Below are 14,292 nucleotides of genomic sequence, written 5' to 3'. Positions count from 1 at the left end.
CAAGTTAGGAGGGAACACGATGACAAAAGGACGCGTTACTCAAATCATGGGTCCAGTTGTAGACGTAAAGTTTGACAACGGACACCTTCCGGCAATTTATAACGCCCTTAAAATTTCACATAAACCGAGCAGTGCAAGTGAAGTTGCAATCGAATTAACATTAGAAGTTGCGATTCACTTAGGTGATAACACAGTTCGTACAGTAGCAATGTCATCCACTGACGGCTTAGTTCGTGGATTAGAAGTAGAAGATACAGGTGCAGCAATCTCAGTACCAGTTGGTGACGTTACGTTAGGTCGTGTATTTAACGTATTAGGTGAAAAAATCGACTTAGACGCCCCAATCGATGCAGGTGCACGTCGTGATCCAATTCACCGTCAAGCACCAAAGTTCGAAAATCTATCTACACAAGCTGAAATTCTTGAAACAGGTATTAAAGTAGTAGACTTATTAGCTCCTTACATTAAAGGTGGAAAAATCGGTCTATTCGGTGGTGCCGGTGTAGGTAAAACAGTATTGATTCAAGAATTAATCAATAACATTGCTCAAGAGCACGGCGGTATTTCAGTATTCGCTGGTGTAGGTGAGCGTACGCGTGAAGGTAATGACTTATACCATGAAATGACAGATTCTGGTGTTATTAAGAAGACGGCTATGGTATTTGGACAAATGAATGAGCCACCTGGTGCACGTCAACGTGTTGCATTAACAGGATTAACAATGGCAGAATACTTCCGTGACGAACAAGGTCAAGACGTATTATTCTTTATTGATAATATCTTCCGTTTCACACAAGCGGGTTCGGAAGTATCAGCATTACTTGGCCGTATGCCATCAGCAGTAGGTTATCAGCCAACGTTAGCGACAGAAATGGGTCAGCTTCAAGAGCGTATTACGTCAACAAGCGTAGGTTCTGTAACATCGATTCAAGCGATTTACGTACCAGCCGATGACTATACGGATCCAGCTCCAGCGACAACATTTGCTCACTTAGATGCAACAACAAACTTAGAGCGTAAATTATCAGAGATGGGTATTTACCCTGCGGTAGATCCATTAGCATCTACATCTCGCGCTTTATCTCCTGAAATTGTTGGAGAAGAGCACTATGCAATTGCGCGTCAAGTTCAACAAACGTTACAGCGTTATAAAGAGTTACAAGATATCATTGCAATCCTAGGTATGGATGAGTTATCTGATGAAGATAAACTTGTTGTACAACGTGCTCGTCGCGTTCAATTCTTCTTATCTCAAAACTTCCACGTAGCAGAACAATTTACAGGTCAAAAAGGTTCTTATGTTCCTGTAAAAGAAACTGTTAAAGGATTTAAAGAGATCTTGGAAGGTAAATACGATCATTTACCTGAAGATGCGTTCCGTTTAGTTGGTCGCATTGAAGAAGTTATTGAAAATGCGAAACGTATGGGAGTAGAAGTTTAATTTAAGGGACATAGGAGGTTTTTTAAATGAAGACAATCCATGTCAGTGTAGTGACTCCTGATGGCCCAGTTTACGAATCAGAAGTGGAAATGGTAAGTACCCGAGCACAGAGTGGTGAGCTTGGTATTTTACATGGCCATATTCCGATGGTTGCTCCTTTACAAATTGGAGCCGTCCGCTTGAAGAAAGCAAGCAGTACAGAACTTGTGGCTGTTAGCGGAGGATTTCTTGAAGTAAGACCTGACAAAGTAACAATTCTTGCACAGGCTGCTGAAACAGCTGAAGAGATTGACATAGCTCGTGCAGAAGAAGCGAAAAAGCGCGCTGAAATGCGCCTTGATAGCAAACAAGATGACGTTGATGTTAAGCGTGCTGAAATTGCCTTAAAACGGGCAGTCAATCGTTTAGATATTAGTCAACGTAAGTTCTAAAAAAAGCCCTCTCAAACGAATGAGAGGGCTTTTTTGCTCTATTATACAAAAAGGGAAGAGCAAATAGCATTGATCTATGATTATATATTCCATTTAACTAAGCGCATCTATCTTCTTTATTTTGCTCAATAGTGGAAAAGGATCTTAAAATAGGGAATAAAATAAATGTTTTTCATGTTACCGTTTACGAATTTGCATAATTGTGCTTTAATATGAAAAGAAGAGACGATCATCGTCTCTTCTTTTCATATGGTGTTTAAAAGGAGTGCTTTTATTGTTTGGAGGAATTGAACAGCAAACGTTACTAACCATGATTTCACATTTGATTTTTATTGTGATTACTTGGTATGCTTTGCAAGGCTTTCAAATTGAAAAGCTGATGAAACCTAATCATGTGTTTCAAGCAAAATTAATGCTTATTTTATTGACCATTACGATTTCATCAACAGTAAGTAATTTCTTTTTGGATTATTTATTTTGGTCACAGCGCATTCCCTCATTTTTTCAATGATTGGCAAGCTATGAGTCTATGATAAAATAGGCGTTCATTCATTGAAGATATACGAATTTATACGCTAATGTATGTCGCTATGTCTAAATATGACGACCCTTTTCATGTATGTATCATCGCCTTCTGGAAAGACTGATGAGTACGGAGAGGGAGTGGCGAAATGTTTAAAAAAATTAGTGTCTTTTTGGCTATTTTCATTACTGGCTTATTCGTATATCATGGAAGTTATGTGAGCAATGCCCAAAACAATGAAACTACTATTGAGAAGATTGTTCACACCTTAAATAAGCAGCATGTTTCGTTAACTGAAGTATCGTTGTATGCAAGAGAAGAAGTAAAAGCTGTTACTGACCAAAAAACCTTTTATTCGCAAGCTAAAAGTATTAAAAGTAATTTTAGAGGTTTTAAATGGGAAGTGAAGAGGGAAAGAGACCTATGGAAAGCAATAGGTACACGCAAAAGTGAAGATGTGAACGAAGTCATTCTGTTAACTTATGCGATCGATGAACACAGCAATGCGTACATATCGTATCATGTAACGGGACAAGGTTTGAAAGAAAAAAATATGACCCATTTTCAAAATGTATTTCAGACAAATTATGAAAAAATTTTCCTATCAGAACCCATAATTTTCTCTTGTGCAACTGGGGAAATCAATGATAAGATGGAAAGTGTTTTGTCTGTTGAAATTCAAGACCTATTACGAGCTTTCAATGCTAAACCAGTGGAATCTCTAGTGGAAGAGTCATTTACCTCTGTTTCAGCATATACTGGACTGTGGAAAGAAGCTCTTCAAACGAAAAAGCAGGAAATGAACTTACAAATTGCATTACGCAAGACAAGAATGGGCGGTCAAACAACCATAGTTGTTGGCACACCTATCATTACGTCTGAATATTAATATAGAGAAAATGGACGCGGAGGGGAATACCTTGGAAAAAATCATCGTCCGCGGTGGAAATAGATTAAGCGGTACAGTTAAAGTTGAAGGAGCAAAAAACGCCGTTTTACCTATTATCACTGCAACCTTATTAGCTAGTGAAGGAAAAACAATTCTAAATGATGTACCAGCTCTCTCCGATGTATTTACGATTGGCGAAGTTTTAAGACATCTGAATGCAGAAGTAGATTTTGAAACAAATCGTGTAGTTGTAGATGCATCAAGAGAGTTAAAAACAGATGCACCTTTTGAATATGTAAGAAAAATGCGCGCTTCAGTACTTGTAATGGGTCCTTTATTGGCGCGTACAGGTGAGGCTCGTGTAGCTTTACCTGGCGGATGTGCAATTGGATCAAGACCGATTGATCAGCATCTTAAAGGCTTTGAAGCAATGGGTGCTAAAGTTCAAGTAGGAAATGGTTTTATTGATGCAAAAGTTGAAGGAAGACTAAAAGGTGCTAAAATTTATTTAGACTTCCCAAGTGTAGGCGCCACAGAAAATATTATGATGGCAGCAGCATTAGCGGAAGGCACTACAATTATGGAAAACGTAGCAAAAGAACCTGAGATTGTCGATTTAGCAAACTTCTTAAACGCAATGGGTGCTAAAGTTCGCGGTGCAGGAACTGGTACGATCCGTATTGAAGGTGTTAATAAATTATATGGTGCAGAACATGCAATTATTCCAGATCGTATCGAAGCTGGAACATTCATGGTAGCAGCAGCTATTACAGGTGGAAACGTACTTGTACGCGGTGCAGTAGCAGAGCACATCAGTTCACTTGTTGCTAAAATGGAAGAAATGGGTGTTGAAATTACTGAAGAAGGCGACGGCTTACGTGTTGTAGGACCTGAAAAGCTAAAATCAGTAGATATTAAAACAATGCCTCATCCAGGGTTCCCTACAGATATGCAATCTCAAATGATGGCATTATTGTTAGCAGCAGAAGGCACAAGTATGATTACAGAAACAGTTTTTGAAAACCGCTTTATGCACGTAGAAGAGTTTCGCCGCATGAACGCTGATATTAAAATTGAAGGGCGCTCTGTTATCATTAACGGACCTACTCAACTACAAGGCGCTGAAGTAGCAGCAACAGATCTTCGTGCAGCAGCAGCGTTAACATTAGCAGGACTTGTAGCAGACGGCTATACGCGTGTAACGGAATTAAAACACCTTGATCGTGGTTATGTAAATTTCCACAATAAATTAGCCGCTTTAGGCGCTGATATTGAACGTGTAAATGATGAAACAAAGCAAGTAGAACAAACTCAACAGGCTTCAGACGTCAAGTAAATATGTCATAAAAAAAGCATCTCATAGCGAGATGCTTTTTTTGTCGTTGGACGACCCTTATGGCCGGTTTGCTGTCATAAAAGGTTGTCCACCTCCATACATATGAAATATAGGGATATAGGTGTTCCTTGTCAAAATAATAGATATGGAGGCTAGGCGTTCATGAAACAAGCAAAGCCAATCATCGTACTAGGAGTCATCTTTTTTTTCGTTGTGTTACTCATCCCAACACTTCTCGTTGTTCCTTTTACTGAAAAGACAGATGGAAAGCTACATGAAAATGTCGAACAGACCCCAAAAACCGAAAAACTACAAAAAGTGACAGCGTCTCCTCTTGACGTCAGTGTTTATCGTACGGAAACGAAAAAAGTAGAAAAACTGCCGCTCGAAGACTATCTTGTAGGGGTAGTAGCAGCTGAAATGCCTGCTACTTTTGAGCTTGAAGCACTTAAGGCTCAAAGTTTGGCAGCCAGAACCTATATTGTGCAAACTATGATGAATGGAAATAGTCATCTTCCCCAAGGAGCGGATGTGACTGATACCGTAGAGTACCAAGTATATTTAAATAAAGATGAGCTAAGAAGCAGATGGAACAAAGACTATGATTGGAAAATCAAAAAAATTCAAGAAGCAGTGAAGGACACCCAAGGTCAAATTCTTACGTATAAAAATAAGCCAATTAATGCTACGTTCTTTTCTACCAGCAATGGTTACACTGAAAATTCAGAAGCGTATTGGAAGAATTCCATTCCTTATCTAAAAAGTGTAGCTAGTCCGTGGGATAAAAAGTCCCCTGAATTTACAAATCAGAAAGTAATGTCTGTTGCTAGCTTTGAACAGAGGCTTGGAGTGAAATTAACAAACACTGGATCAGTAGGTGAAATTGTCTCTAGAACGCCGGGTCAGCGCGTAGATTACGTAAAGATAAACGGTAAAGAACTGTCGGGAAAAGATGTTCGAGAAAAACTGGGTTTATCCTCAGCCGACTTTCATTGGACAAAAAAAGGTAATGAGATTATCATCAACACAAAAGGATATGGACATGGTATTGGGATGAGTCAGTACGGAGCAAATGGTATGGCACTAGAAGGAAAAACCTATAAAGATATTGTTACTCATTATTATACAGGTGTTGCGATTACCCCTAACGATCAGTTTGTTGCACAATTGACAGCTAAACGCTAATTCAAAGACCTTTATAGAAGGGTCTTTTTTTATGTTTTTCACTTTTTTTAAATAAAATGTATATTTTAGATTCATCTGTTGAAAAATAATCGAAAAAAATTTTTTATCGCTGTGTATATATTCATTCAATTGTGTTCAGACTGATTGCTGAGGTGATGATATATGAGAGAGGAAGAAAAGAAACGTACTTCTCCAAAATCGAAAGTTCAAAAATTAGTTAGAAAGCGTTGGGTGTTCCCGGCTATCTATTTAGCGAGTGCAGCAATTATTCTTACAGCAGTCCTTTGGTTTCAAGCTAATGGAAACGATATTAGCAAAGAAGACAAAAGCGGCTATAGCCAAGACGGTACGGCTTATCGAGACGACGCTGTAGAGGTAAATGCTTCGCTTGAAAATTTAAAGATGCCAGTTGCTAGTGAAGCATCAGCTATCGTGAAAAAGCCTTTCTACGACGATCAAGCATCTGAAAAACAGCAAGAAGAAGCACTAGTTTTCTACAACAATACGTATCATCCAAACACAGGTGTTGACTTAGCTGTTAAGGGAGATAAATCATTTGATGTTGTAGCAGCAGCTAGCGGTACAGTAACAAAAGCAACAAAAGATCCTTTACTAGGTTATGTAGTAGAAATTGATCACAAAGATGGTTTAGTCACACAGTATCAATCTCTTGAGAAAGCTGATGTAGAAGTAGGAGATATTGTTAAACAAGGCCAAACCATCGCAAAAGCTGGAAAAAGCTTATATAATCAAGAAGCAAAAACACATGTACATTTTGAAGTTCGTAAAGATGGTGTAGCAATTAATCCAAGCAGTTATTTTGGAAAATCTGTTAGTTCTATCAAAGAAGTCAAAGCAGCTGAAGTGACAGAACCAAAAGACGACTCTTCTTCTGAAGAATCAAAGGATAGCGAAAAATCATCTGATGAAAAGACTAAAGAAGATAAAGATTCAAAACACCCTTCAACAGATACGTCTAAACCAAATGCATAAGGCAAGACCATAAATACGAAAAGAAGCTGGATAAAATCGAGCTTCTTTTTTTATGAATTTTTCTAAAATGAGATGCATTATGTCAAAAAAGTAAATAAAAAACACTAAATTTTCAAAAAAATATAAGAAATCACTTGTCCTTACTGACTTTTCTAGCATATATCTGCACACAAGCTAATAAACTGTTACAAACCTATAAAGAGAATGTTAGAAAAGGGATAATATATACATTCCCTTGGATACTTCTCATATCCAATTTGGGGAGGGCGAGTAGTGTGCACGATTACATCAAAGAGAGAACTATCAAGATTGGAAAGTATATTGTAGAAACAAAGAAAACAGTTCGTGTAATTGCGAAAGAATTTGGCGTTTCGAAAAGTACTGTCCATAAAGATTTAACAGAGCGTCTACCAGAAATAAATCCTGAGTTAGCAAATGAAGTAAAAGAAATTCTTGATTATCATAAATCTATTCGGCATTTGCGTGGGGGAGAAGCAACAAAATTAAAGTACAAAAAGGAAGAAGAAACTGTAAAATGAAAAAATGCCCAATATTGCCTTTTTTATAGAGGTAGTATAGGGCATTTTATTTTTTGGATAAAATAGGTATATAATAAATATTTTTGCTAATAACAACATACATATACAAATTGTGATAAAATAGTAAATTAGGAAAAAAGAATGGTTATCATGCAAAGATATGTAAATAGAAGGAGGATTTAAGGTATGTTAGCAAAAGACATTGGTATCGATTTAGGTACAGCTAACGTCTTAATTCACGTTAAAGGCAAAGGAATTGTGTTAAATGAACCGTCTGTTGTGGCGATTGATAAAAATACAAATAGAGTGCTAGCAGTAGGGGAAGAAGCGAGACGTATGGTAGGAAGAACGCCCAGTAATATTATTGCCATTCGTCCCTTAAAAGATGGTGTTATCGCTGACTTCGAAATTACAGAGTCTATGCTCAAACACTTTATTAACAAATTAAATGTAAAAGGTTTTTTATCCAAGCCTCGCATTTTAATTTGTTGTCCAACAAATATTACCTCTGTTGAACAAAAAGCCATTCGCGAAGCTGCTGAAAAGAGCGGTGGAAAAACCATTTATTTGGAAGAAGAACCAAAAGTCGCGGCAATTGGCGCTGGAATGGATATCTTTCAGCCGAGCGGAAATATGGTCGTAGATATTGGTGGAGGTACAACCGATGTGGCCGTCCTTTCAATGGGTGATATCGTAACAGCAGCTTCTATTAAGATGGCTGGTGATCGTTTTGATGCCGAAATTTTGCAGTACATTAAGCAAAAATATAAGCTCTTAATCGGAGAGCGTACAGCAGAAGAAATTAAAGTGAAAATTGGTACGGTGTTTCCTAAAGCTCGTAATGAAGAGCTGGACATTCGAGGGCGAGACATGGTTTCAGGCCTACCTCGTACGATTACTGTTTATTCTGAAGAAGTAGAGGAGGCACTTAGAGAGTCTGTCAGCGTCATTGTACAAGCTTCGAAAAGTGTATTAGAGCGTACACCTCCTGAACTTTCTGCCGATATTATAGACAGAGGCGTTATTTTAACTGGCGGTGGAGCATTGCTTCACGGTATGGACCAGCTGTTAGCGGAAGAATTAAAGGTGCCTGTGCTAATTGCAGAAAATCCAATGGGCTGTGTAGCTGTTGGAACAGGTATTATGCTCGATAATATTGATAAACTATCTCGTCGCAATATTGTTTAAATAAATGAAGACTCCTCTATTGGCTCGTTTCATACAGAGGAGTCTCTTCTTTTATCTATTATACTCTGTGAGCTGGCTATAACGAGCAACGTTTACTTGTAAGGAGGATGAAGTATGTTTAAAGGGTTTTACACGGCAGCAGCGGGTATGCTGTCTCAACAGCGTCAAACTGACTTATTAACGAATAACATAGCAAATGCTAATACGCCGGGATTTAAAGCAGATCAAGGTACGTTAAAGGCATTTCCTGATATGTTGCTGCAGCGAATGGAATCTGAAGATTTACCTACTGACCGTAGCATCTCTGTTCAGAACAAAAAAGAAATAGGTACGATTAATACGGGCGTGTATATGCAAGAAACAGTTCCAAATTTTACACAAGGTGATCTTCAGCAAACGTCTCAATCAACTGATATTGCATTGATGGAGCAAAATATGCCTACAAAAGAGGGCGGACTATTTTTTGTGGTACAAAGCCCTGATAATACGCCTCAATATACAAGAAACAGTAATTTTACATTAGATCAGCAAGGGTTTTTAACTACGTCTACCGGAGCTTATGTATTAAATACAAATAATCAACCAATTCAACTAAAAAGTGAAAACTTTACAGTTGATTCACAAGGTAACGTAACGGAAAATAATCACCAGGTTGCACAAATCGATATTGCTTATGCTAGTAACTTACAAACGATTAAAAAGGCAGGGAATGGATTGTATGAAACGCTGAACAATCAGCCCTTGCCTTCAGCTAGGAATAATCCAGGCATTTCTTATCAGTTAAAGCAAGGATTTGTTGAACGTTCCAATGTAGATGCTGCTCAAAGTATGACTGATTTACTAACGGCTTACAGAGCTTTTGAGGCAAATCAAAAAATAATGCAAGCTTACGATAGAAGCATGGATAAAGCGGCAAATGAAATTGGGCGTGTGCGCTAAAAGCAACAGGGGAGATGAGAAGGATGAACCTTACAATGATAACAGCGGCTAATACGATGGGACAGCTGCAGCAGCAGCTTGATGTCATTGGCCATAATCTATCTAATACAAATACGACAGGATATAAAGCGAGAGATGCTTCATTTAACGATATGCTGTATCAACAAGTGAACAATCAAGAAGATAAGGGAACAGAAAAGCGGCTTACGCCAGCTGGAATTCGGCAAGGCACAGGCGCTTATTTAGATCAAACGAGCTTGAATATGACGCAGGGTGCTTTTCAGAATACAGATAAACTATTAGATGTAGCTGCATCAAATCCAAACGTTTATTTTCAAGTTGCCGTAAACGATTCCCAACAGCCTGTACAATATACGAGAGATGGTTCTTTTCATCTTAGCCCTGAAGGCCCGAACAATGTTAAATTAGTAAACGGCTCTGGTCAGGATGTGCTGGGGGAAAATGGTCAAGCTATTATTTTCAGTAACGCGTTCAAAGATATACAAATTGATGGAAGTGGAACGATAACGGTTACTACGAATAAGGGTGTTGACCAGTTTACACTTGGGTTAACAAATGTCCAAAAGCCGCAGGTGCTAGAAGCTAAAGGAGAAAATCTATTTGCTTTTCCAGCAGGGATGAACCAACCGAATATGTTTACAGATTTGACTGGAAAAGCTCGAGAAACAGCAGGCGTAGAGCAAGGGAAATTGGAACAGTCAAATGTAGATTTGAGTAAAGAACTTACTGATATGTCCATTGCTCAACGTGCGTATCAATTTAATTCCCGCTCTATTTCAATTGCAGATCAAATGATGGGCTTGGTTAATGGAATCAGAGCTTAAGCAAGTAGTTGCTTCTCAATTGAGCATTCTGTATATTGATAATAGTATCGTATGTTACATGCGGTTTGAAAGGAGACTTATTTATGCTTGATATTGAACAAATTAAAGAAATTATTCCACACCGATATCCATTTTTATTGGTCGATCGTATTTTAGAAGTGGAAGAGGGAAAAAAAGCAGTTGGTTTAAAAAACGTATCTGCCAATGAAGAATTTTTTAACGGGCATTTCCCTGACTATCCTGTGATGCCAGGGGTTTTAATTGTAGAAGCTTTGGCTCAGGTAGGGGCAGTAGCTATGCTAAAAAAAGAAGAAAATCAAGGACGTTTAGCATTTTTTGCAGGCATTGACAACTGCCGCTTTAAAAAGCAAGTAAGACCTGGTGATCAACTGCGTTTAGAGGTGGAAATTGTACGTGCGCGTGGATCTATTGGCAAAGGAAAAGGTATCGCAACTGTAGATGGAGAGTTAGTCTGCGAAACAGATATTATGTTTGCTTTAGGCGATAAAAAAGAATAGTACATAAGAGCTGCTGATGCAGCTTTTTTTATTGGCGCTGCAAAGCAGAAAAAAGTTTCTTTAATAAAGGTATAATATCCGTTAGCAACTCTTTTTGAAGTGTTGGTGACAGAGATGAAAATTGTAAGAGCACATGTTTCAATAAGGGCTGTTTATCTATGAGGGTTAAAATGGTCTCGTCATGTGAATCCGATTCACATTTTCTTGTTAAGTAAAGAAGTTGGAAGTCATGTAAATGATCTTGTTTATAAGAGGAAGGCTCAATAAGTTGGTCCAGCGTAATTTGAAAACAATTACATAAAGATAAAAAATCAAAAATAGAAGGTGTTTGTTTTGAACATTCCCATTTTGAAATAGTTGTACGAGAAACATTCAACTGATTTGCTAATTCTTCTTGTGAAAATCCTCCTTTTAGTCTGAACTGTTTAATTCTTTCTCCAAAATCTTTCATATGCATCACCTGATTTCGTAAAGATAAATATATGTCTTATTGTTCGAATGTAGTTCATATTCTTTGTAACATGCTGAATTCGCACAATATGAAACATATACACTTTACCTTCTGCAATAAAGGGAATAAAACCTGTTTTTATTTCTTTTTTTTCTCTAAAAAGATTCGTTTTTCTTCATGGATATAAAAAAAAGAACAAAAATAGAGGTTTTTATAGTAAAAAAATCCTATTTTTTGTTCGGTATATTGAAAAAAATGGTTGAATAACGGGGAAAAATGCATTAATATACGAATTACAAAGAAAAAGGAGTGAAAAAATGACAAATTTTTATTTGAAAAGGCAAGGCGCTCGCATAAGAGATAATCGCTTCAAACGTTCTAGTTGTGCTCATTTATTTTTAGGAAAAAAAGAAAGGTACCTCTCCAGTGAGTTCTCTTTTCTTTACCCTACTCATGCACCAACGAAAAAGGCCGCAAACAATAATCCTCCCTTTTAAATCCAGACACCTTGAGATGACTTGACTTATTTTTTAGATGTACTTTTTATCGGTCTGTTTCGAAGCTGCAGTTTGAACTGTTGAAGTAAATCTTGACCTGATAACCCTTGGTTAATTAAATCCTCTAAGAGCATTTCAGCATAATGAAGTCTCCGTTCTTTTAAAACACCTTTCATCAACAAACTAATACGATTTTCACCAATTGAAGTAATGGAAGCCACGGTAGCTATAAAGGTAGCCGGATCATTTGTTTCTTTCGTAATTTTAGCTTCTACCGTTATTTTTTGTTTATCTTTCAACAAAACATGAAATTCATCGTACCATTTCTTATCGATAACTGCTTCTAAAATCCAGTTATTTTCGCCGTCTTCTTTATTAATAATAAGGCCATTAGTGAGTGAGACAGACTGACGCTTTTCTTGATCATCAACCAATTGAAATGACACAAGTTTAAATGTTTTCATTGATGTTTCCTCCTTTACGTAAATAGTAGGTTATCCATATTATAACATGAATGAGCTTAAAGATTCCCATTATTCAATCAGTTGGAGTGGTAGACTATGATTAACCATATTGTTCTTGTAGGAAGACTGACAAAAAAACCTGAGCTTAGATATACCCATGAAGGGATTGCAGTATCTACTATTACTTTAGCAATTAATCGAACGTTTCGAAATGTTGAAGGTGAATATGATGCTGATTTTGTCAACATTACTCTGTGGAGAAAAAATGCAGAAAATACGGCTGCTTACTGTGATAAAGGAGCGGTTGTAGGTGTAGTAGGGCGTGTACAAACGCGCACATTTGAAAATAATCTTCAGCAACGAGTATATATGACCGACGTTGTGGCTGATGCTGTTAAGTTTTTAAGTGGAAAGCCATCCGGTTTTTCTTCATTTGATTCAAATCAACAAGAAGAATAAAGTTATCTAGTATGAAAGGGGGTGATTAGTTCAGCTAAGGTTTTAATTCCTCTTATCTATCATAATAGAAGATAGATCCTTTTTAAGAGCAAGGCTCTTTCTATGTTCTCAAGAGAGAAAATTAAAGTATTCACTATCCCCGAACTATTCCTCTATTTCAGCCGTTAAATCATTTAACGGTTTTTTTCTGTATATAAGAGATTGAGACATAACTGAATTAATGCAATCTAAAGACAAACAAATGGGATGAGCTAGTATGGATCATTTGTTAAACCACTGTTGATTTCCGTGCAAGGCTTCGCTTTCCGCGGACGGCTGATGAGCCTCCTCGTCACTTGCGCGCGGGATCATCTATTCTGCTTTTCTCGCAGGAGTCTTCGCTTTGCCCTCCCTACATATATGAAAACTACTTCCACCCTACCAATGAAAAAATCCGAACGAGTTTGATTCTTCATCAAGAATCAAACTCGTTCGGGTCTTCCTTCAACTAAAATACTTTTGTTTCAGCTTCTATCAATTATTTAGAAAATCTTTTTGCACCTAAGTAGCGCTTGCTCCAGTAGCTGTTATCTAAGCTTGCAATGGTTACACCCGTAGAAGATCCAGCATGAATAAATTGACGATTACCAAGGTAAATGCCCATATGTGTAGGACCGCTAGAATATGTATTAAAAAACACTAAGTCTCCAGGCTGTGGATTACTGACGGGTGTTGATACACTCCAATAACCAGCCGTCGTATAGCGCGTTGTAGAAATTTGTTGTTTCGTTACGTAATAAATGAATCCGCTGCAGTCAAAACCAGAAGGAGTTGTGCCACCCCATTTGTAAGGAACACCTATATAACGTTTTGCCTCTGAAATCATTTGCGATACATTTAATGTTCCGTTAGAAGTTGAAGGTGTGGATGTACTTGGTTTTGTTGTTGGCGTAGTTGTTTCGCTGCTTTTTGATACCTTTAATTGTTGATTTACATAAATCGTATTAGACGTTAATCCGTTTATTTGTTTTAGCTCACTCACGCTCATGTGAAATGTCGAAGCTATTTTAGATAGGCTATCTCCACGCTGAACTTTGTAAGTTCCATTTGCATCCTTAGAAGGAGTTTCTGCTGGTTTACTCGTAGTTGGAGTCGCTGCGCTATTGCTTCCATTTACTTTTAACGTTTGGTTAATATAGATAATGTTAGAAGAAAGAGCGTTCAAACGTTTTAATTCTTCTACGCTCATATTAAAACGAGTAGCAACTTTCCAAAGGGTATCGCCGCTTTGAACTTTATATGTCGAACCAGTAGAAGGAGCTGAAGGCTGTTCTTCCTTATTAGATGGTTGAGAGGTTGAAGCAGAAGGAATCGATAACGTTTGTCCTATGTGAATTGTATTTGAAGATAACTTATTTACGCTTTTTAAAGCTTCTACCGTTGTATGGTATTTGGTAGATAATGACCAAAGTGTATCTCCAGCTTTCACTTGAACAGTTGAAGCAGATGCTTCAGCTGAAGCGTGATATAAGAATGTCCCGCCAACAATGGCGCCTAGAGATAAAGCGAGCTGCCTTTTTTTCATTAATAAATCCCCCTAATTATGTAAATGTTT

General features: G+C 37.6%; 16 protein-coding genes. 13 read left to right on the top strand and 3 right to left on the bottom strand.

Going from position 1 to position 14,292, the window contains the following annotated elements; all coding sequences use genetic code 11:
• Window positions 1-19: 19 nt before the first annotated feature.
• The 12 genes from atpD to fabZ all read left to right on the top strand — a co-directional run bounded on the left by atpD (window position 20) and on the right by fabZ (window position 10,827).
• Complete coding sequence (gene atpD, locus OK414_RS26760; RefSeq protein ID WP_013059799.1) at window positions 20-1,441, top strand: F0F1 ATP synthase subunit beta; 1,422 nt, start codon at window positions 20-22, stop codon at window positions 1,439-1,441.
• A 26-nt stretch (window positions 1,442-1,467) separates the two neighbouring features.
• A complete protein-coding gene (locus tag OK414_RS26755; protein WP_013085460.1) occupies window positions 1,468-1,872 on the top strand; it encodes a F0F1 ATP synthase subunit epsilon in 405 nt (134 codons plus the stop codon).
• A gap of 274 nt (window positions 1,873-2,146) precedes the next feature.
• Complete coding sequence (locus tag OK414_RS26750; protein ID WP_013059797.1) at window positions 2,147-2,383, top strand: DUF1146 family protein; 237 nt, start codon at window positions 2,147-2,149, stop codon at window positions 2,381-2,383.
• Window positions 2,384-2,543: 160 nt separating this feature from the next.
• Window positions 2,544-3,284 (top strand): YwmB family TATA-box binding protein, encoded by a 741-nt coding sequence (locus OK414_RS26745; protein WP_013059796.1) that lies wholly within the window; start codon window positions 2,544-2,546, stop codon window positions 3,282-3,284.
• Between the two features lie 31 nt (window positions 3,285-3,315).
• Window positions 3,316-4,620 (top strand): UDP-N-acetylglucosamine 1-carboxyvinyltransferase, encoded by a 1,305-nt coding sequence (gene murA, locus OK414_RS26740; RefSeq protein WP_013085458.1) that lies wholly within the window; start codon window positions 3,316-3,318, stop codon window positions 4,618-4,620.
• A gap of 162 nt (window positions 4,621-4,782) precedes the next feature.
• Entirely contained in the window at window positions 4,783-5,805 is a 1,023-nt protein-coding gene (spoIID, locus tag OK414_RS26735; protein WP_263045923.1) for a stage II sporulation protein D, read from the top strand.
• A gap of 162 nt (window positions 5,806-5,967) precedes the next feature.
• Complete coding sequence (locus OK414_RS26730) at window positions 5,968-6,798, top strand: M23 family metallopeptidase (protein ID WP_016765919.1); 831 nt, start codon at window positions 5,968-5,970, stop codon at window positions 6,796-6,798.
• A gap of 275 nt (window positions 6,799-7,073) precedes the next feature.
• Window positions 7,074-7,337, top strand: a complete 264-nt coding sequence (gene spoIIID / locus OK414_RS26725) for a sporulation transcriptional regulator SpoIIID (RefSeq protein ID WP_013059792.1) — start codon at window positions 7,074-7,076, stop codon at window positions 7,335-7,337.
• A 186-nt stretch (window positions 7,338-7,523) separates the two neighbouring features.
• The gene (locus OK414_RS26720) at window positions 7,524-8,525 is read left to right on the top strand and encodes a rod shape-determining protein (protein WP_013085455.1); all 1,002 of its coding nucleotides are present in this window, start codon (window positions 7,524-7,526) and stop codon (window positions 8,523-8,525) included.
• Window positions 8,526-8,639: 114 nt separating this feature from the next.
• A complete protein-coding gene (locus OK414_RS26715) occupies window positions 8,640-9,464 on the top strand; it encodes a flagellar hook-basal body protein (protein WP_263045922.1) in 825 nt (274 codons plus the stop codon).
• Between the two features lie 23 nt (window positions 9,465-9,487).
• Window positions 9,488-10,309 carry a flagellar hook-basal body protein gene (locus tag OK414_RS26710; RefSeq protein WP_034648291.1) on the top strand — a complete coding sequence of 274 codons (822 nt, stop codon included), beginning with the start codon at window positions 9,488-9,490 and terminating at the stop codon, window positions 10,307-10,309.
• 83 nt (window positions 10,310-10,392) lie between these two features.
• On the top strand, window positions 10,393-10,827 hold the full coding sequence (fabZ, locus tag OK414_RS26705) for a 3-hydroxyacyl-ACP dehydratase FabZ (protein WP_013059788.1): 435 nt from the start codon (window positions 10,393-10,395) through the stop codon (window positions 10,825-10,827).
• Window positions 10,828-10,855: 28 nt separating this feature from the next.
• Here the strand turns inward: fabZ and OK414_RS26700 are convergent, their stop codons facing one another.
• Together OK414_RS26700 and OK414_RS26695 are read right to left on the bottom strand one after the other, a co-directional pair.
• On the bottom strand, window positions 10,856-11,278 hold the full coding sequence (locus OK414_RS26700; RefSeq protein ID WP_034648293.1) for a helix-turn-helix domain-containing protein: 423 nt from the start codon (window positions 11,276-11,278) through the stop codon (window positions 10,856-10,858).
• 523 nt (window positions 11,279-11,801) lie between these two features.
• Complete coding sequence (locus OK414_RS26695) at window positions 11,802-12,239, bottom strand: YwpF-like family protein (protein ID WP_013085451.1); 438 nt, start codon at window positions 12,237-12,239, stop codon at window positions 11,802-11,804.
• Window positions 12,240-12,335: 96 nt separating this feature from the next.
• On the opposite strand from OK414_RS26695, the gene ssb reads away from it, so the two are divergent.
• Window positions 12,336-12,698, top strand: coding sequence for a single-stranded DNA-binding protein (gene ssb / locus OK414_RS26690; RefSeq protein ID WP_016765913.1), 363 nt, complete (start codon window positions 12,336-12,338; stop codon window positions 12,696-12,698).
• Between the two features lie 517 nt (window positions 12,699-13,215).
• Here ssb and OK414_RS26685 read toward each other — a convergent pair.
• Window positions 13,216-14,262 carry a LysM peptidoglycan-binding domain-containing protein gene (locus OK414_RS26685; protein ID WP_263045921.1) on the bottom strand — a complete coding sequence of 349 codons (1,047 nt, stop codon included), beginning with the start codon at window positions 14,260-14,262 and terminating at the stop codon, window positions 13,216-13,218.
• Between the last annotated feature and the right edge of the window lie 30 nt (window positions 14,263-14,292).

The sequence above is a fragment of the Priestia sp. JV24 genome, assembly GCF_025910025.1.
Taxonomy (GTDB): Bacteria; Bacillota; Bacilli; order Bacillales; family Bacillaceae_H; genus Priestia; species Priestia megaterium.
The sequence above is the reverse complement of the archived record's forward strand: the minus strand, read 5'-3'. Positions and strand labels throughout refer to the sequence as shown.